The organism is Sorangium sp. So ce1036 (genome assembly GCF_051369805.1).
GTDB classification, from domain to species: Bacteria; Myxococcota_A; Polyangia; order Polyangiales; family Polyangiaceae; genus Sorangium; species Sorangium cellulosum_F.
This window is the reverse complement of the sequence record NZ_JBBMOX010000001.1, coordinates 6,765,299-6,783,032: the sequence shown is the minus strand read 5'-3', so window position 1 is coordinate 6,783,032 and position 17,734 is coordinate 6,765,299. Positions and strand designations below refer to the sequence as shown.

Here is a 17,734-nt window from a genome sequence, read left to right as displayed (position 1 = left end):
CTTCTTAAACGTTTCCCGCGCCGGACGTCACGGGAACGACGGCGGTTTCTCGCGGGGAGCCTGCTCTCCGCGCCGGACCAGCGCGGCCGCGTCCGCCGCCGCGCGCCGCGATCACCTTCGCCGCGAGAACCGGTAGATGACGCCGTCCTGCGAGACGAGGTAGAGCTCGCCGCGCGCGTCCTCTCCGAAGGAGGTGGGGCGAGAGAGGTCGCCGTCGGGATCGAGGATCGGCTTCCAGTCGGTCGGCTCGGTGGCGCGCCCGTCCTGCCAGCGGAAGCTGCGGAGGAGCGCGGTGCAGTAGTCGGCGTAGAAGTAGAGCCCGTCGAGCTCTGGCAGCTCCGCGCCCCGGTAGACGAAGCCGCCCGTGATCGAGCAGCCGTGGGCGTGGGGGTACTCGATGACCGGCGGCGTCAGCCCCTCGAGGCCGCAGGGGACGTCGTGGAGGCAGTGGCCGTCCCCCTCCACGACGTTCCACCCGAGGTTGTGGCCCGCGAGCCTGTCGACCGGCACGACGTGGACCTCCTCGTAGCGGTCCTGGCCGACGTCGGCGATGTACAGGTCGCCGGTCCTGCGGTCAAAGCTGTAGCGCCACGGGTTCCTGAGCCCGATCTGCACGACGTCCGGCGCGGGCCGCTCAGGCCCCTGTCCGCTCACGTCGAGCGCGAGCATCTTGCCGAGCAGCGATCGCCGGTCCTGCCCGTGCCCGTGGGGGTCGTCGCGCTTGCCGCCGTCGCCGGTGCCCACGTAGAGCCTGCCGTCCGGCCCGAAGGCGAGGTGGCCGCCGTTGTGGTTGTCGTACGGCTGGGCGATGTGGAGCAGCTCGCGCGCCGTCGCCGGATCCGCGCGATCGGGGGCGCCCGCCGCGACGCGGTACTCGACGACGCGGGTGTCGCCTTCGCGGTCGGTGTAGTTGACGAAGAAGCGCCCATTTTCGGCGTAGCGCGGGTGGAACGCGAGCCCGAGGAGGCCCTGCTCCTCGCCGGTCGAGACGAGCGCGGACAGGTCGAGGAACGGCGGGTCCACGGCGCGACCGCCCGCGAGGACGCGGACGCGCCCCCGCTTCTCGACGACGAAGAGGCGCTCCGACGCGTCACCGGGCGCGAACGCGAGCGCGACCGGCTCGTCGAGCCCGCGGGCGAACACCGAGAGCGTCACGCCGCGGGCGACCTCCTTGCGCGGCGGCGGCGGCGACGATGGGCCGCACGTGCACCCGGGGGAGAGCGCGGCCGCCGCCACGGCGAGCCCCGCGAGCGCGCGCCAGAGGCCCCGGAGCCCAGGGCGCGCAGCCGGCTCCGCGTGTTCCGGGCCCGTTCCGTCTCGCGCAGCGCTCCCGTGATTCACCGGTCCCCCTCGGCCCATTCTACAAGGGCTCCCCGCGTCCGGTACAGGCGCCGCAGCGCGGCGGCCTCCCGCGCAGGCGACGGGCCCGGATCGGCGCTCTCGGCGCGGTCGCGCCAGCTAGTAGCGCGCGCGCTCGAGCTCGCCGGTCGAGCGTCGCTTCATGAACGCGACCGGCGAGAGCCCTGCGATCTCGCGGAACTCCCGGACCAGGTGCGGCTGATCGCAGTACCCGCTCGCGAGGGCGACCTCCGACCACGAGCCGCGGGCGACCTGCGCGTTCGAGACGACGCGCTGGAAGCGGGCGATGCGCGCGTACTGCTTCGGCGAGACGCCGACGGTCGCCGCGAAGGCGCGTCGCAGGTTCCGCGGGCTGACGTGGAGCGCGCTCGCCGCCTCTTCCACGGTGATCCCGCCGAGCGAGAGCTTCCGGACCGCGGCGCGCGCGACGGCCGCCGACGCGGGCTCGAACACGTCGGGGCCGAGCAGGCGGTCCTCGAGGGCGCGCTCGATCGCGTCCAGGCGAGCTCGCATGGGGTCCAGCGTGACGCCGGGGCCGATCGCCGCCAGCTGCTCGAGCAGGGCGTCGGCGCGTCGGCCCCAGAGATCGCGCGCCGGGACGATGCGATGGGCGAGCTCGTCCATCGGCACGCCGAAGAAGGGGTACGCGCCGCCGGGCCGAAAGACCACCTGCACCGCGAGCAGGAAGCGCGGCGCGCGCTTGTACACGGCCCGCGTCTTGGGCCCGAGGACGACGAGATCGGCGCGGTCCGCGTCGAGGAGGCGAAAGACCAGCGACGTCGTGCCGTCGGGCAGCAGGTCGATGCTCGTGATCGGCGGCGTGGTGGCGCGGACGGCGACGACGAAATTGCGGAGCGCACGCGACGCCGGCGCGCCGACCTCCGGGGGCGGGGCGCGCCGCGCGATGGTCTGTTCGATCGAGCCCGGCACGACTCCATCGTGCGCTCGCCCTGGGCCGCCATCAACCCACCCGGCCCCGTCCCGGCCGTTTCCTCCAAGACTTCACGCCGGCGCGGGCGCACGCTGCGGTCCAGCGAGGGCGCTTCAGCCCGAACCCCAAGGAGGACCACGATGAACCTCGACCACTACGTCACGCTCGGCCGCTCCGGGCTGCGCGTCAGCCCCCTGTGCCTCGGCGCCATGACCTTCGGCGATGAGCACGGCTTCGGATCCAGCGTCAAGGAGTCCGAGGCGATCCTCGATCGCTTCCTCTCGCGCGGCGGCAACTTCATCGACACCGCCAACGCCTACACCAAGGGCCACTCCGAGAAGATCATCGGCGACCACCTCGGCCGCCACCCGAGCAAGCGCGACCGGGCCGTGATCGCCACCAAGTTCACCGCCAACCTCTACCCCGGCGACCCCAACGGCGGCGGCGCCGGGAGGAAGGCCATCCTCGCGCAGTGCGAGCAGTCGTTGCGCCGCCTGCAGACCGACTACATCGACCTCTACTGGATGCACGCCTGGGACAAGAACACGCCCATCGAGGAGACCGTGCGGGCCCTCGACGATCTGGTGACGGCCGGCAAGGTCCGCTACGTCGGCGCCTCCGACACGCCGGCGTGGAAGGTGGCGCAGGCGCACGTCCTGGCGGGCCTCCGCGGGTGGGCGCAGTTCATCGCGCTGCAGATCGAGCACTCGCTCCTCGAGCGCACGGTGGAGGGCGAGCTCATCCCCATGGCGCGCGAGCTGGGCCTCGGCGTCACGCCCTGGTCGCCCCTCAAGAGCGGCGTGCTCTCCGGCAAGTACACGCGGGAGAACGCCGGCAAGCACGAGCCCGCGCGCGGCCCGTTCGTGCTGTCCGCGCTCACCGACGAGGCGTACGCCATCGTCGACAAGCTCGTCGAGATCGCCAGGGAGCTCGACTCCACGCCGGCGCGCGTGGCGCTCGCCTGGGTGGTGGCCCGGCCGGGCGTCACCTCCACCATCATCGGCGCGCGCACGCTGGCGCAGCTCGACGACAACCTCGCCTGCCTGGAGGTCGAGCTCGCGCCCGAGCAGGTGGCCGCGCTCGACGCGCTCTCGGAGCCGGCGCTCGACTTCCCCGCCGGCTTCCTGCGCGTGGCCGGCGCGTTCATGAACGGCGGCACGACGATCAACGGCGAGAGCGCGCCGGCGTGGCCGATGGCGCCGAAGAGCGACAGCGAGCGGTACTGAGCACGTGCCGAGCACCGGCGGGCCGCTCGTACGCGTCTCCCCGCCACGGATCTCTCGTTCAGCCCCGAGCACCTCCGCTCCCGCGAAGAGGTGCGGGCTTCCTCCGCACTGCGTTGCCCCCGGCCTGCGAGAAGGCCGCCGTCGACGGCCACTCCACGCACGACGAGATCATGGCATCGCGCTCGCCAGCACCACGAGCAAGGCCACCGCATCGGCGTCGGAATACGCAGGCACCGGACGCGCGGCCCGGAGCGCCGGGCGGGCGGCGGCTGGCGACGAGCTGTATCCTGGCCTTGCACGTCGGGTTCATCGCCTTGTGGGGCGTATGCGGCCCCGCTCCCGAGATACGCCGTCGCCGCCTTCGAGCATCATCTCGGCTGCGGCGACCTCGCGCGAGGCTTGTTGCGTTGCGACCGCGAAGGCTGCAGCCACGACGTGCTCGTCGCCCTCCCGTCCTAGCACCAATTGCGCGTGAGCGCCGCTTTCAGTGGCTCGGACCCCACGAAGCACCTACGGACCGACGTAGCGGTAGACGCGGAGCCAGTCGTACTCGGCGCGCGAGGGGGCGGTGCTGCTGTCGACGGGACCTGCCCAACTTGGCGACCCAGAGGCCCAGATGGTCAAGAGGATGTTCTGAGGGAGGACCATGCGTGCCATTTCTTCGGTGGCAGTGTGCATGAGCGCTCCGTCGACGTAGAAGCGCGCCTCTCCGGGCACCCATTCGATGGCATAGGTGTGAAATCCCGCTGCGGGGTTGAAGTCCAACGTGACGAGCTCGGGGAACTGGAGGTGGCCGGTGGCTGGATCGGCCGGCGGGATGTTCACCATATGGTTAAACTGAATACGATCGGTGTTTTTGCCCAAGAATTCAATGTCGAGCTCGTTCCAGTCGTCGGGGGGCCAGGGGGTGTAAATGAGCACCAGAGAAGAGACGACGGCGGAGCCCTGCGCAAACCGAGCTGACGCCTCTACTTTTCCGTAGGTCAGTGTCTCGCGAGAGCGCATTTCTACGCCGCGGAAGGGCTTGCTAATGTCATTGGCTGCCGTCAACGAAAGATGCAGGATGCCGTCGCCGGCCGCGGCGTTTTCGCCGGTAAACTGCGCGAGATTGCCGTCCCAGCTGTGGGTCATCAGCTGCCAGCGAGTGAGATCGACGGTGTCGAACGGATCTTCCCAGGCGAGCTCGAAGCGGCCATGACCAGCGCCACCTCCAGCGGCGCCACCGGTGCCGCTTGCCGTTGCGCCACTCGTCCCACCGGAACTTGCGCCGCCCGTCCCCGAGCCGCCCGTCCCTGCGCCGCCCGTCCCCGAGCCGCCCGTCCCTGCGCCGCCCGTCCCCGAGCCGCCCGTCCCCGAGCCGCCCGTCCCCGAGCCGCTGGTCATGGGCATCTCTGGCGGCGTGTCGCCATGGCCACCGGTCATGGGGCCGCCAGCAGCCCCACCCGTCGCCGTGTTGGGGAGAGATCCACCAGCGGCAGGAGAGGAGTTCGGATCCGACGAGCCGTTGGAACATCCAGAAAAAGCCAGGAGCGCGAGCAAGGCAAGGGCTGGTCGACTTCGCATGCCGATCGCATACTCAGCCGCCGTACGGCGAGCATCGCGGTTTGTGCGTTTGTGTAGACTGAACGCCGATTCGCGGGGCATCGGCGTCGGAAACGAAAGGTGTGGGTGCGCGGGCTACCCGGGATCTCGGCGATCGTGCTGTGGGCTCAACGGTTCCAGCCTGTCGGCGAGTAGTCTCCGGGTACCGGGGTCGAGGAGCCCGCTGGGCGCCATGCCCAGTAACTCGCTGATTACCTGGTGACAGCGCGAGTAGCTACCGAACCCGGCTTCGAGCGCCGCGTGAGTCAAGTGGCTGGAGCCGTGTTCGAGCAGCTCGAGGAGCTTCAGCGTTTGCAGCCGGTTCTTGTACTCCGTCAAAGACAGCCCCTGGTCGCGGCGAAATTTGCGGCTCACATCGCCGCGGTTACTGGCCAGGCGTCGGGTCAGCTCGTCGCGGCGAAGGCTTGGCGCCTCGACCAGCAGGGCCGCAGCACGGTGGCCAAGGCTCATCTGCGGAGGAGGCGTCATTGGGGCCAGCACTGCAAACAACTCGAGCAGCCGTCCCTCTACAGCCGGGTCGTCGCGGCTGCTGGGCACATGCGACATCGCGTCTGCACAGGCCGATAAGGTGGCCTCGTCAAGGTGCTGCTGCGGCCTAGAAAAGCGCGGCGCGCAGCCGTGCTCGCGCGCGAACGCATCGAGCAACTCGGGCCGAAACCCCACCACATAGAGATCGAGGTCCGGGCTGGCGTCTTCGAGGTAGTGATCCAGCCCGGGCGGGTACCAGAACAGCGATCCGCGGCCCATCGGAACGCGACGATGCCCCACGCGAAAGCTGGCAGTCCCCCGGACGACGAGATTGAACTCCGGTTCGTTGTGAAAATGGGCTGGTCGCCTGTAGGCCGGATGATAACGCCATGCCTGGGCGCGGCGACCTTCGGGCATGGGGAACGACTGCCACAGCAGGCTCACGGTGAGTCCAATGATAGCGCAGCCCGGGTAGGGAAGCACGGCGCTGAAGGTGTGCAGCGGCCCTTGGGGGCAGCCAGAGACCTTAAAACGCACATTCTTGGATGTGCCTCGAGGTGTTCGATGGGGGCGTGTCCGCCGAGCGGTGGGGGCGGCGAGCACCACGCGACGGGGCGCTCGAAATCCGGCTCCCTGGCGCAGGAGCGCGTCAGCGCCTCGGCCGCGAAGCGCATGACAAGCGGAGGGCTAGGGCAGGTCCATGGCTTCCGAAAAGTCAAGCCCTCGCTGCTGCTGGCGTCTCGTACAGCCATGCTGTAGTAGCTGACAGAAGCTTGTTTTTGCGATCCACCACCTCCGGGATAAGCGACGCGATAGCAACCCTGGGACAAGAACACGCCCGTCGAGGAGACCGTGCGAGCCCTCGGCGATCTGGTGACGGCCGGCAAGGTCGGCTACGTCGGCGTCTCCGATACGCCGGCGTGGGGGGCCGCGCTCGACGCGCCCTCGGAGCCGGCGCTCGACTTCCCCGCCGGCTTCCTGCGCGTGGCCGGCGCGTTCATGAACGGCGGCACGACGGTCAAAGGCGAGAGCGCGCCAGCGTCGCCGATGGCGCCGAAGGACGAGAGCGAGCGGTCCTGAGCCCGTGACGAGCACCGGGGGGCGCCTGTACGCGTCTCCCCACCATGGGTCTCGCGTTCAGCCCCGAGCACCGACTTCTTGCAGCCCCAAAGGCTGCGAGGGCGCTCGGTGCTAGTAGCCCCAGAGGAACTCCGCACGGGCGAATGCGGTGAAATAGCTCCCCGGGCCGTCGCCTGCGCCCGGGATGAGCAGCGTGTACTTGCCGGCGAAGCCGGCGGCGAACTGGCGGCTGAAGGCGTAATCGAGGCCGAACGGGACGGAGACCCCGAACCTGCCGCTGTGGCAGTCCGGCTGGCCATGCGAGCCGCACGGCGCGAGGCGCACGCTGTCGTACGCGCCGGCCATGAGGCCCACGTACGGGACCCACTGCAGGATGTCGAGCACGTACGCGGCGCCCGCGGAGGCGCCGAGCATCATGAGATCGCCCCCCGGATGCGACGCCGTGTTGAGCTCGACCAGCGCGTTGAAGGCGTCCGTGAGCCCGTAGGTCAGGTGCACGCTGCCGCCGATCCCCGGGTACGAGCCGCCGTCCGCGAGCAGCGCGTACCCGATGCCGGCGCCGGCGTGCCATTGCCGCTCGAACGCGTCGGCCTGGGAGGGGGCGAGGAGCGCGGCGAGCGCGAGCGCGGCGGCGGTCAGCGGAGCGGCGGAGGAGGGGATCATGGTCGATGGCGGCGAGCAGCCCGGGGGCGCCCCCGCCCGATCAGGGAATCGAGGGCGACGACGGCGCGCGCGGGGCTCTCGAGGCGCGCGCGCGGCCGAGGCTAGCATGCGCGCCGCGGGACATCCTCAGCGGAGGTGCTCGCGACGAGGGGAGGGGCGAGAGACGCCCGCCTCCTCGAGCTCCTCGTCGTCGTCGAGGCGCGCCGCCGGGACGGAGGCGCCGTCGCGCGGGTCGATGCGAAGCGAGGGCCGGGGGAAACGGACGCCGGTCTGCCCCGAGATCCTCGGGAAGGTGTAGAGGATCTCGCCGCGCTCGCCGATCTCGACGCCCACCTCGTCGGGGCGCTCCTTGGCGAGCTCGGTGAGCAGCGCGTCGGCCTCGGGCGCCGGCAGATCGAGCGCGGCGCCGACCTCCTGCGCCGTGAGCGGGCGGCGGCGGTGGGACGCGAGCGAGAAGATCGCCCGGGCCTGCGCGTCGCGCGACGCCTTCTCCCCGGAGCGGGACAGCTTGCGGCCGCTGACCAGGAGCAGCACGCCGAGCGCGACGGCGATGAACCCGATCGGCAGCCCGATGGCGAGGCCGGCGATCGATCCGGGAAACAGCGCGGCCGCGATCAGCCCGAGGAGCAGCGCCACCGCGGTGCCGCCGATGAGGACCAGCCAGCCGAGCACGCCGGCGACCACCCCGCCCACCCTGGACGGCTTGCCCGCCAGGTCGACCGACGTGCCCGCGAGGGGCAGGCGCTCTCGGCCGCACGCGGTGCAATACGCCGCGAGCCCGCGGTGGACGATGGGTGCGTTCTTTCCGCAATGAGGACACATGAAGACTCTCCGCGCGAGCAGACCCTCGCGAGCCAGGCTGTAGCGTAGGAATCGCGCGCCCCCACCGCCAGAGGTGCGGCGATGTGGTCTCCAGCTTCTCAGGGAAGGCCAGGGCGCGTCCAGCGGGCGGGCTCCGTCCGGGCTGCGCTGCCGGGGGGCGCTGCGCGGTCGCGCCGATCGCGGCGAGGGCCTCAGAGGCCCAGGGCGCGCGCGATCTCGGCGCGCGTCGGATCGGACGCCACGGCGCGCAGCGCCTCGTACCGGCGCTGCCATGCGGTCGCGCTCCCGGCGTCGCCGCGCCATCGCGCCGCCTCGGCCCGGGCGAAGGCGTGGTGCCGGAGCGAGAAGCGTCCGGCGTCGAGCGCGAGGAACGCGTCGAGCCACACCTCGGGATCCCCTTCGCCGTCGCCGAGGAGCTGCGCCGCGAGGGCGGCGTACGGGACGAGCGCGGGCGGCGCGTCACCGCGGCGGCGGAGGGCGGCGTAACGGAGCGCGCGGCGCGCGGGCGGCGGGGCGTCGCGCGCGGCGCTCCAGGCGGCGAGCGCGCGCGAGAGCGCCGGCTGGTCTCCGCGCGCCCACGGCGCGTCGAGGCGCGCGAAGCCGACCCAGGGAAAGGTGGTGGCGAGATCCGCCGGCAACCGCGGGGGCGGGTCGCCTCCCCGGAGCGGGGAGGCGCCCGGAGGGCGGGCGAGGGCGAGCCGGGTCCACCGCGCGCGGGCCTCGAGCAGGGCGGGCACGGCGCGCTCCGGGGGCCCGTCGCCGGCGCGCGCCCCGCGCGGGGCGGAGCGCGCCGCGCGCGCGGCGGCCTCCTCGTCGGCGAGGACGGCCGCGCGCGCGGCGTCGTGAGCGCGCCCGCTCGAGGCGAGGAGCTCGGCGCGCTGGAGGAGCACGGCCGCGCGCAGGGCGGGCGGCGCCGCGGCGAGATCGACGCGCTCCACGATCTCGAGCGCGCGCTCGCGATCGCCCGCGAGGGTCCACACGCGCGAGCGCGCGAGCGCGCGGGCCGCCTCGGGCGCGAGCGCCGGGGAGAGCGCCCCGAGGCGATCCAGCGCCTCGATCGCCCGGGGCGCGTCGCCCTCGAGGGCCAGCGCGCGGGCCGCATGCAGCGCGAGCGCCCCCGCGGTCGCGCGCAGGGCGTCGCCCTCGGCCGGTGACAGGCCCGGCGCGCCGGCCAGCTCGGCGGCGCGCGCGGCGGCGCGCGCGCGCGAGGCCCCGGCCACCACGGGCCCGGTGAGCCCGCGCTCCGGGAGCCAGTCGATCGCGAGCAGCGGGCCCACCCATGGTCCGGGGGCGACCTCGGTCGCCGGCGAGCCGTCCTCGGGCTCGGGCTGCGCGAGCGCGGCGGCTCCGGCCGCGTCGAGCGCGTCGTCCTCCGCCAGCACGAGGGCGAGCAGGTCCGCGCGGGCCTGCGGGGCGAGCGCGACGGCGGAGCCGAGCAGGTCCCGGATCGCGCGCACCGCGCCGCGCTTCGCCCCGGCGGCGTCCTCGCCCTCGGCGGCGGCGAGGCGGACGCGCTGCGCCATCCGCGCCTCGACGGCGTCGGCCACGCCTGCCTCGGGGGCGTCCGGCATCGGCGGAGGCGCCACGCCGGCCCGGGCGGCGCAGGCGACGAGGACGGCGCGGACCTCGCCCCAGTTGCGCGCCATGGCCGCGTGGCGCCTCGACGCCCGGTCGTCCTGGATGAGCGTCAAGAGCTCGACGCCGCGCTCCGCGTCCGCGCGGGCGCCCAGGCAGAGGATCGCGCCCACCGTCGCGCGCAGGTCCTCGTCGCGCGGATCCATCCCCGCGTAGCCGCGCGCGATCTCGATCGCGCGCGGCAGATCCCCCTCGGTGAGCGCCGCGCGCAGGGCGCCCACGCGCACGTGCCAGTCGGGCCAGCGCTCCGGCTGCGAGAGGAGCGCGCGCCGATCGCCGAGCCTCGCCGCCTCGCGCCCGAGGCTCGGCGCGCCGCACGCGGGGCCGAGCTCCTCGAAGGTGATGCGCCTGGAGCCGCTGGCCACCATGGCCTGGGCCGTCTCCACCGCGAAGGTCGCGCGGGCAAGCGCCTCGCGGTCGGGTCGCCCGACGGCCGCGTCGATGTACTCGGCGAGCGCGGCGCGCACGCCGAGCTCCTCGGCCAGCGTGCTCGCCGCCCCGAAGGTCCACGGCAGCCGCGAGGGCAGGGCGAACCAGCGGATCTCGGACCGGCAGTCGGGCAGCGCGGGGCCGCGCGGCGCCTCGATCGCGGCGAGGCACGCGGCGGCGCTGCGCGCGCCCGCGGCGACCATCGCGGCGGGGCCGAGGAGCGCGAGCGCGAGCGACGCCGCGGCGCCCGCGGCGAGCGCCAGGACGAGCGGCCGCCGCCACGGCGCCCGCGCGGCCGGATCGCCGCAGCGTCGGATCGAGCTCCCGTCGCCTCCACGAGGCCGCGTCGTCGGCTGCGCGCGCACGGGACGGCTTTTAACCCACGGCGCGGCCGGGCGACACCGCCTGCCAACGCGGCGGGGCCGCCCTGTGCCGCGCGTCACGGCGGCCTGGCCGGGCTCCGGCTAGGGCGCGCTCCGGATGCCGCCGGCGCCGGCCTCCGGGGCGAGGAGCGCGCCCGCGAGATCGTCGACCGTCGACAGGTCCTCCACGCCGGCGACCTCGAGGTCGAGCCCGCGCGCGAGCTGCGGGGCGCTGGCGAGGGCGAGCTCGGCGACGGTGAGCCTCCGCCCGATCAGCTCGTGGAGCGACGTCACCCCGTGATCGCGGATGCCGCACGGCACGATGAGGTTGAACGCCCCGAGATCCACCGCGATGTTGAGCGCGAAGCCGTGCATCGTGAGCCAGCGCGACAGGCGCACCCCGATCGCCCCGAGCTTCGCGAGATCCCGCGCCCACGCGGCGCCGCCCCACTCCCCCGGCGCGGCGCGATCGATCCAGACGCCGATCATCCCCTCGACCGTGCCGCCCTCGACGTGGTGCTCGCGCGCGATCAGGATCATCACCTCCGCGAGCGACCGCACGTACTTGCGCACGTCGCACCGGTCCGGCTTGAGATCGAGCAGCGGGTAGCACACGAGCTGGCCGGGGCCGTGGTAGGTGACGTCGCCGCCGCGGCCGGTCGCCACGAGGTCGATGTCGCGCTCGGTCAGCGCGCGCGCGTCGAGCAGCACGTGCTCCGGGTTCGCCCGCGGGCCGAGCGTGATCACGGGGTCGTGCTCCAGGAGCAGGATCGTGTCGTCGACGCGCCCCTCCGCGCGCGCCTCGACGAGCAGCTTCTGCAGATCGTGGATCGGCGCGTACCGGCGCCGGCCGAGCCACACGGCGCGCGCTCGCCTCGCCTGGGGCGCGCCGCCCGGGGCGGGCGGGGCCCCCGCGGGGTCGACGAGCGCGGTGGGGGGAGAGGGCGCCATGGCTACTCCGGGACCTTCTCGCCGCGCGCGCGGCGCTCGTCGCGGTAGGCCTCGATGTGCGTCGTGAAGCTCGCCGCGACCTCGGGGTCGAACTGCGAGCCCGAGCAGCGCTCGATCTCGGTCACCGCGACCTCGTGCGGGAGCGCCCGGCGGTACGAGCGGTCGCTCGTCATCGCGTCGTACGTGTCGGCGACCGAGATGATGCGCGCGATGATCGGGATCTCGTTGCCCCGCATCCGCAGCGGGTAGCCGCGCCCGTCCCAGCGCTCGTGGTGCAGGTGCACGCCGGGGATGAGCGGGTGCAGGAACTTGATCGGATCGAGGATGTCGCGCCCGTACACGGGGTGCCGCTTGAAGACCTCGTACTCGTCGCTCGTGAGCTTGCCCGGCTTGTTCAGGTTGAGCACGCACCCGATCTTGCCGATGTCGTGCATGAGCGCGCTCTGCCGGACGATCTCGATCTCGGTCGGGCCGAGGCCGAGCCGCTGCGCCAGCATCACCGCGTAGACCGCGACCCGATCCGAGTGGCCCGCGGTGTAGCGATCCATCTTGTCGATCGCCTTGGCGAGCCCCTCGATCGTCTGCTGGAACGTCGCCTGGAGGTCCTGGTACAGGCGCGCGTTCTCGATCGCCGCCGCAGCGCGCGACCCGATGATGCTGAGCAGCTTGCGCTGCCCCTCGTCGAAGCGCCTCGTGCGCGTGAACGACGCGACGGCGACGAAGCCCATGAGGCGCTTCTGGATGCGGAGCGGTACGGCGACCAGCGACTGGAGCGGCAGCGCCGGCTCCCGCTCGAAGAACCGGAGCCCCTTCGTCCCCTGCTCGAGCAGGAGCGCCTCGGGGCGGAAGTGCTCGATCACGCGCGCCGGATCGAGCCGGCCGAGGTCGACGTCCGCGGGCACCGACGCGCCGCGGAGGTGCTGCCGCTCGAAGAAGCTCCCCTCGCCGTCGTCGAGCCACGTCGAGATGAGGTCGCCGCGCACCTCGTGGAGGCAGCTCTCCGCGACGGTCTCCAGCACCTGGTCGAGCGACAGGCTCGCCGCGATCGCCTCGCTCACCTTGTAGAGCGACACCGCCTCGCGCAGCCGGATGTTCTCCGCGGCCATCCGCTGCTTCTCGATCCCGCGCTGCACGACGTGCACGACCTCGTCCAGCTTGAACGGCTTGAGCACGTAGTCGTAAGCGCCGCGCTTCATCGCGTCGATCGCGGTCTCGACGGTGCCGAACCCCGTCATGATGACCGTGAGGGCGTTCGGCGCCGTCTTGCCGATCTCGTCCAGCAGCGCGATGCCCCCCATCCGCGGCATCTTGAGATCGCTGATCACGAGATCGTAGTGACCCTTCGTGAGCTCGTTGAGCGCGCTGGTGCCGTCCTCTGCCGTGCGGACGTAATAGCCCTCCATGCCGAGGAAGTCGGCCAGCATGTCGCGGATCACCTTCTCGTCGTCCACGACGAGGATGCGAGGACGGTCTTCGGGCAACGTGGACATGCGGCCGGGAAGCCTACCAGATCCGGTCGCCGCCCATCGATCAAGAGAGGGGCGGCGCCGGGTCCCAAGAGAGGGGCGGCGCCGGGGCCGCGCCCGGGTGCGGCCGGCCGCGACCGTACCTGGGCCGCTGCGGGGCGGGGATCAGTCCTCGTCGCCGGTGGAGACGATGGGGTGCCGGATGGTACGGGGAGACTCGTCGAGATCCGGCACGCGGATCGAGATGGGGCCGGGGCTGCGGATCGAGGCCGGCGCCCCGGACTCGATCTCCTCGGCGCGGAACGGCATCATCCTGCTGCTCGGCGCCGGCTCGTCCATCGCCGGGGTCAGCACCGGCACGGCCCGCTGCTCGCCGAGGGCGTGCTTCTGCTCCAGGAAGCGGATCACCGACGGGCCCGTCGAGCGCTCGAGCGCCGAGCGCAGATCGCCTGGCAGCGTCGACTCGATGATCATCTTCACCCCCGTGCGCGGGTGCTCGATCTCGATGCGGACGAGGTGGACGAACGAGCGATCGAGGCCGTGCTTCTCCTCGAAGTAGCGGTTCGTCGGCACGTGCCCGTACCGCTCGTCGCCGAGGATCGGGTGGCCGATCGCGGCGAGGTGCCGCCGGATCTGGTGCGTGCGCCCGCCGTCGGGGATGACGCGGAGGATCGAGTGGCCCGACGCGACCGCGAGGCGCCGGTAGCGCGTGCGCGCCGTGTACGTGCGCGTGCCCTCCCGGAGATCGCGGGTGATCGCGCCCTTGCCCGGGGTGACGCCCTTGGCCGCGGCCAGGTAGATGAGGCGCCCCGACTTCGCCAGCGCCTCGCCCCAGCGCGTCGCCGCCTCCTCGTCGCGCGCGAGCATGACGAGGCCGCTCGTGCCCGGATCCAGGGCGTGCACGATGAGCGGCGTCGCGCTGACGCCGGGGATGCGGGCGCAGCGCGCGAGCAGCGAGCCGAGGTACTCAGGCTGCGGGGCCACCGGCTCGTGCGGGCCCTTCTCGACGACCAGCACCCCGTCGTCGTCGTAGATGACCTTGGGCGCCGGAGGGGGCGTCCTGCGGAGCGCCGCGATCGTCTCGATCTCCTCCGTGAGCGGGATCATGTCGAGCGGGGTGAGCTCGGTCGACGAGTACCCGAGCCGGCAGAAGTGGTCGAGGTCGCGCGCGAGCGTGTCGGGATCGCACGAGACGTAGACGAGGAGCGGCGCGCCCAGCCGCGCGATCGCCTCGCGCGCCGTCGGGGAGACGCCGCGGCGCGGCGGGTTCACCACGATGCCGTCGAACCGCTCCGAGGCGCTGGCGAGGGAGCCGACGATCTCCGAGACGTCGCCGGTGCGCACCTCCACGCGCTGGGTCAGCCCCTGGGCCTCCGCCGCCGCGCGCGCGTTCGCCGCCGCGGGCGCGAACGACTCGACCATCAGGATCCGGTTGCCCCCGTGCGCCAGGGCGAGCGAGATCGCGCCCGAGCCGCCGTACAGGTCGAGGATGCGCGGCGGCTCCTTGCGTCGGGAGGCCGGGCCCACCGCGGCCTCGCCCTCGATGACGGGCCCGTCGTTCTCGAGCGACGCGATCTCGCGGAGCAGGAGCGCGTGCACGCGCGCGGCCTGCGCCCGGTGCGCCTGCACGAACGAGCCGAACGCGGCGATGTGGTAGATCTGCCCGATCCGATCCTCGGCGTGCGAGACGCCGTCGAGCACGATCGTCTCGGGCCCGAGGATCTGCGGCGCCTCGGCGTCGTGGAAGTTCGCCGCGACGCCGATGACGCGGGGGAGCAGCGCGCGGATGGCGCGGCCGGCCTCCCGCAGCTCGTCGCGCGTGCACGCGCGCTCGCGCTGCAGGACGAACGTGACCAGCACGAACGCCGGGTTGTCCTCGGTCGCGCCCATCTCCGCGAAGAGCGGCGTGCCGGGCGCGAGGTGGACCTCGCGCAGATCGAGGGCGCGGAGCACGCCGCCCCTCGCCGGATCATACGGCAGGAGCAGCGACCGGACCTCGGGGGGCGGCGACGCGATCAGCGCGCGGATCGTCGAGGTCACCGCCGCGAGCGCCGGGGCGAGGACCCTGCACCCCGGGATGTCGACGACCTCGTGATGCCCCGTGCGGCCGTACAGCCCGATCGCGCCCGAGGGGGCCACGATGAGCTTGGCCCGACCCCGATAGCCGATGATCGGATCGGCCGGGATGACCGGGCTCGTCTGGAGCAGCTCGAGCGACGGATAGTGCGCTGCTGCGGACACGACCCGCGCGCGCTTCGTGCTGAGCTGCTCCGCGTAGTCCCCTGCGATGAGCGGACAGCCCGCGCACTCGACCGCGTGCTTGCACTCGATCAGCGTGTTCGGGATCTCGCCTGCTTTGAGTGTGCGCCGCACGGGCCCGGACAAAACGCCGCCGCCCGATCCCTCTGCGGTGGTGCTCTCGCCCAGCCCGTGCGGTCCTTCGATACCTGCGCCGGAAGCCATTCCGGGGGAGCTTACAAGGGCTCTCGTCCAGCGTCGAAGGTGTAAAGAGGAGGTCATCGAGCTTTTCGTCAGTCGCGCTTTCGACGCTCGGCGGCCGTGCGCTGGGGGCGCTCGGGTCCTGACAAAAACCTGCGTATCTCCGGCGACCCGCCCGGCAGCGACCGTCCAGGACCTGCGGGCGGCTCGCCCCACGACCGGGTGACGCCGGGGCCGATGTGGGGGGCGCCTCCACACGGCATCTCGGGGCGCGTCCTTCTGGGCGACTCCGGCCGCCGTTCGCGACATGTGGGCCCGGCCGCGAGCACGTCCGGACGGCGCGGTCGGCAGATGAGGTGGTAAGCTGAGCGCCCCTTGCGCTTTCCGATCGCTTCTCTCCTGGGCGTCATCGCGCTGCTGTTCGCCCACGCGGCGCTCGCCGGGCCGGGCGACAAGGAGGCGAGCCAGGGCATCAACGCGGCCCGTGGCGGGTTCTGCAAGAGGGCGATCCCGCTCCTCGAGTCCGCCGAGCAGAAGCGGCACCGCCCGAGCTCCGCGGTGGCCCTCGCGGACTGTTACGCGAAGCGGGGCGCGCTGCTGAAGGCGAGCCAGATCTATCACGAGGTCGCGGGCGAGAAGAAGGAGCCCGGGTACACGGCGCGAGATGTGGCCGCCATTACGTCGGCTAGGAAGAAGGCGGCTCGGCTCGACGCGCGCATCCCGACGCTCGTCGTCACGCCGGCGGAGCCCTACGAGGGGCTCGTGGTCGAGGTCAACGGGGAGGTGGTCCCCGAGCCCTCGGCGCCGCAGCGGTTCGATCCAGGCGTGCTGCGGATCGTCGGCAGGGCCGAGGGCTTCGAGGAGGCGTCTCGGCGGATCACGCTGAAGGAGAAGCAGCGGCGCGAGATCAAGCTGCGCCTCAAGCCGAAGCCCGGCGCGAAGAAGCCGGCCGAGAAGAAGCCGCTCGCGAAGAAGCCGCTCGCGAAGAAGCCGGTCGAGAAGAAGCGACCGATCGCGAGGAAGCCGGCCGAGAAGGAGCCGCCGCTCGCGAAGAAGCCGGCCGAGAAGAAGCGACCGATCGCGAAGAAGCCGGCCGAGAAGGCGCCGCCGCTCGCGAAGAATCCGGCCGAGAAGGCGCCGCCTGCGCCGCCGCGCGTCGCGCCGTACGGCGACGAGATGGGGCAGATCAAGGAAAGAGAGGAGCACGACCTGTGGCTCGGCGCCGGCTTTCAGGGCTTCTTCATCCCGCAGCTCGCGTTTGGCCTGTTCGGGGAAGGAGGACGGAACGTCTTCGTTCCCGGCGGCGATGTGGCCTTGACGACGAAGCTCGGGCGCCGGCTCGATCTCGTCCTCTCTCTCTCGTACGCGCGCTTCGGCCTGGGCGAGACGCCCTTCAAGCCGAAGGGGCACCCCGACACCGATTACGAGATCATCGAGAGCGATCTCCAGGCGCTCCAGGCGAACGCCCGGCTCGTCTGGAACATCCCGCTCGATGACCAGGAGCGGGTCGCCTTCCGCGTGGGCGCGGGCATCGGCGTGGGCTGGACGTTCCTCGGCGATCTCTACCGGACCCAGGCGTACCCGGGGGACGCGGTCGCCGGCGACCCGAGCTCCTTCGTGCCGGGAGATCCGTACCGCTACGTGAAGTGCCGCGGGCCGAACAACCCGGCGGGGAGCTTCCGGTACTGTAACCAGCTCGACTACGACGCCGACCATTACCCCGGGTACGTCGAGCCGAGCTGGTTCACGCGCCCCAGAGGGAAGCTCCAGGGCCTCCGGCCGCTCGTCTATCCGTGGCTCGTCCTGCCCGAGGTCGGCCTCGCGCTCCAGCCGTGGGACGGCGTCGCCCTCGACCTCCGGGTCGGCGCCTCGGTGACGGGCTTGCTCGGAGGGCTCGGCCTGCGCTTCGCGCTGTGACCGGGAGGCTCAGCGCGCGAGCCTCACGGCGCGACCGAGCTTCCGCGACAGGACGGCCTCGACCGTGCTCCAGAGCTCCTCGCCGGTCCGCTGCGCGACCCAGCGCTCCTCGGACGGCTGGTAGTCGAAGTGCCACGCGGCCCGCTCCGCGGCCATCCAGATCTGCCGCGCGGCGCGGTGGCTGTTGATGACGTACTTGGTGCCGTCCTCGAACTCCAGGGTGAGGATGCCGCTCTGCAGGTCGGCCTCCACGCCGTCGGGGATCTCGTTGATCTGCCGATCCAGCTCGCGCAACGACCGATCGGCCACGGCGTCGAACTCTCGCTCCGATAGGGGCTCTCCGCTCATGCCGCTCCGCTTACACCGGCGCGCGCCCAGGCGGTA

13 protein-coding genes and 1 pseudogene are annotated in these 17,734 nt (G+C 72.7%); 3 read left to right on the top strand and 11 right to left on the bottom strand.

All coding sequences use genetic code 11. From position 1 onward, the window contains the following. Nucleotides 1-111: 111 nt before the first annotated feature. The gene (locus tag WMF31_RS25465; RefSeq protein ID WP_436604428.1) at nucleotides 112-1,341 is read right to left on the bottom strand and encodes a PQQ-dependent sugar dehydrogenase; all 1,230 of its coding nucleotides are present in this window, start codon (nucleotides 1,339-1,341) and stop codon (nucleotides 112-114) included. Between the two features lie 117 nt (nucleotides 1,342-1,458). Continuing rightward, nucleotides 1,459-2,289 (bottom strand): helix-turn-helix domain-containing protein, encoded by an 831-nt coding sequence (locus WMF31_RS25460; RefSeq protein WP_436604427.1) that lies wholly within the window; start codon nucleotides 2,287-2,289, stop codon nucleotides 1,459-1,461. 141 nt (nucleotides 2,290-2,430) lie between these two features. Between WMF31_RS25460 and WMF31_RS25455 the strand changes: the two genes are divergently transcribed. Further along, nucleotides 2,431-3,516: an aldo/keto reductase gene (locus WMF31_RS25455; protein WP_436604426.1), complete on the top strand. Its 1,086-nt coding sequence runs from the start codon at nucleotides 2,431-2,433 to the stop codon at nucleotides 3,514-3,516. A gap of 510 nt (nucleotides 3,517-4,026) precedes the next feature. On the opposite strand, the gene WMF31_RS25450 is transcribed toward WMF31_RS25455, so the two are convergent. Then, nucleotides 4,027-4,938 carry a family 16 glycosylhydrolase gene (locus WMF31_RS25450; RefSeq protein WP_436604425.1) on the bottom strand — a complete coding sequence of 304 codons (912 nt, stop codon included), beginning with the start codon at nucleotides 4,936-4,938 and terminating at the stop codon, nucleotides 4,027-4,029. A 255-nt stretch (nucleotides 4,939-5,193) separates the two neighbouring features. Next, nucleotides 5,194-6,030, bottom strand: coding sequence for an AraC family ligand binding domain-containing protein (locus tag WMF31_RS25445; RefSeq protein WP_436604424.1), 837 nt, complete (start codon nucleotides 6,028-6,030; stop codon nucleotides 5,194-5,196). Nucleotides 6,031-6,408: 378 nt separating this feature from the next. On the opposite strand from WMF31_RS25445, the pseudogene WMF31_RS25440 reads away from it, so the two are divergent. Beyond that, a pseudogene (locus WMF31_RS25440) lies at nucleotides 6,409-6,519 on the top strand (aldo/keto reductase); the annotation flags it as partial. 258 nt (nucleotides 6,520-6,777) lie between these two features. On the opposite strand, the gene WMF31_RS25435 reads toward WMF31_RS25440, so the two are convergent. The 6 genes from WMF31_RS25435 to WMF31_RS25410 all read right to left on the bottom strand — a co-directional run bounded on the left by WMF31_RS25435 (nucleotide 6,778) and on the right by WMF31_RS25410 (nucleotide 15,367). Next, on the bottom strand, nucleotides 6,778-7,329 hold the full coding sequence (locus WMF31_RS25435; protein WP_436604423.1) for a hypothetical protein: 552 nt from the start codon (nucleotides 7,327-7,329) through the stop codon (nucleotides 6,778-6,780). A gap of 126 nt (nucleotides 7,330-7,455) precedes the next feature. After that, on the bottom strand, nucleotides 7,456-8,151 hold the full coding sequence (locus WMF31_RS25430) for a hypothetical protein (RefSeq protein ID WP_436604422.1): 696 nt from the start codon (nucleotides 8,149-8,151) through the stop codon (nucleotides 7,456-7,458). Nucleotides 8,152-8,342: 191 nt separating this feature from the next. Further along, nucleotides 8,343-10,580 carry a hypothetical protein gene (locus WMF31_RS25425; protein ID WP_436604421.1) on the bottom strand — a complete coding sequence of 746 codons (2,238 nt, stop codon included), beginning with the start codon at nucleotides 10,578-10,580 and terminating at the stop codon, nucleotides 8,343-8,345. A 99-nt stretch (nucleotides 10,581-10,679) separates the two neighbouring features. Next, nucleotides 10,680-11,528, bottom strand: a complete 849-nt coding sequence (lipB, locus tag WMF31_RS25420) for a lipoyl(octanoyl) transferase LipB (protein WP_436604420.1) — start codon at nucleotides 11,526-11,528, stop codon at nucleotides 10,680-10,682. Nucleotides 11,529-11,530: 2 nt separating this feature from the next. Continuing rightward, nucleotides 11,531-13,018, bottom strand: coding sequence for an HD domain-containing phosphohydrolase (locus tag WMF31_RS25415; protein WP_436604419.1), 1,488 nt, complete (start codon nucleotides 13,016-13,018; stop codon nucleotides 11,531-11,533). Between the two features lie 141 nt (nucleotides 13,019-13,159). Continuing rightward, complete coding sequence (locus WMF31_RS25410) at nucleotides 13,160-15,367, bottom strand: pseudouridine synthase (protein ID WP_436604418.1); 2,208 nt, start codon at nucleotides 15,365-15,367, stop codon at nucleotides 13,160-13,162. A gap of 441 nt (nucleotides 15,368-15,808) precedes the next feature. On the opposite strand from WMF31_RS25410, the gene WMF31_RS25405 reads away from it, so the two are divergent. Further along, nucleotides 15,809-17,350, top strand: a complete 1,542-nt coding sequence (locus WMF31_RS25405) for a hypothetical protein (protein WP_436604417.1) — start codon at nucleotides 15,809-15,811, stop codon at nucleotides 17,348-17,350. Between the two features lie 9 nt (nucleotides 17,351-17,359). On the opposite strand, the gene cyaY is transcribed toward WMF31_RS25405, so the two are convergent. Next, entirely contained in the window at nucleotides 17,360-17,698 is a 339-nt protein-coding gene (gene cyaY / locus WMF31_RS25400) for an iron donor protein CyaY (protein WP_436604416.1), read from the bottom strand. Between the last annotated feature and the right edge of the window lie 36 nt (nucleotides 17,699-17,734).

Bases quoted from the DNA above. Each gene is read 5' to 3' on its own strand.
- WMF31_RS25455 (WP_436604426.1), top strand. From the start codon at position 2,431: ATGAACCTCGACCACTACGTCACGCTCGGCCGCTCCGGGCTGCGCGTC.
- WMF31_RS25450 (WP_436604425.1), bottom strand. From the start codon at position 4,938: ATGACCGGTGGCCATGGCGACACGCCGCCAGAGATGCCCATGACCAGC.
- WMF31_RS25435 (WP_436604423.1), bottom strand. From the start codon at position 7,329: ATGATCCCCTCCTCCGCCGCTCCGCTGACCGCCGCCGCGCTCGCGCTC.
- WMF31_RS25430 (WP_436604422.1), bottom strand. From the start codon at position 8,151: ATGTGTCCTCATTGCGGAAAGAACGCACCCATCGTCCACCGCGGGCTC.
- lipB (WP_436604420.1), bottom strand. From the start codon at position 11,528: ATGGCGCCCTCTCCCCCCACCGCGCTCGTCGACCCCGCGGGGGCCCCG.
- WMF31_RS25415 (WP_436604419.1), bottom strand. From the start codon at position 13,018: ATGTCCACGTTGCCCGAAGACCGTCCTCGCATCCTCGTCGTGGACGAC.
- cyaY (WP_436604416.1), bottom strand. From the start codon at position 17,698: ATGAGCGGAGAGCCCCTATCGGAGCGAGAGTTCGACGCCGTGGCCGAT.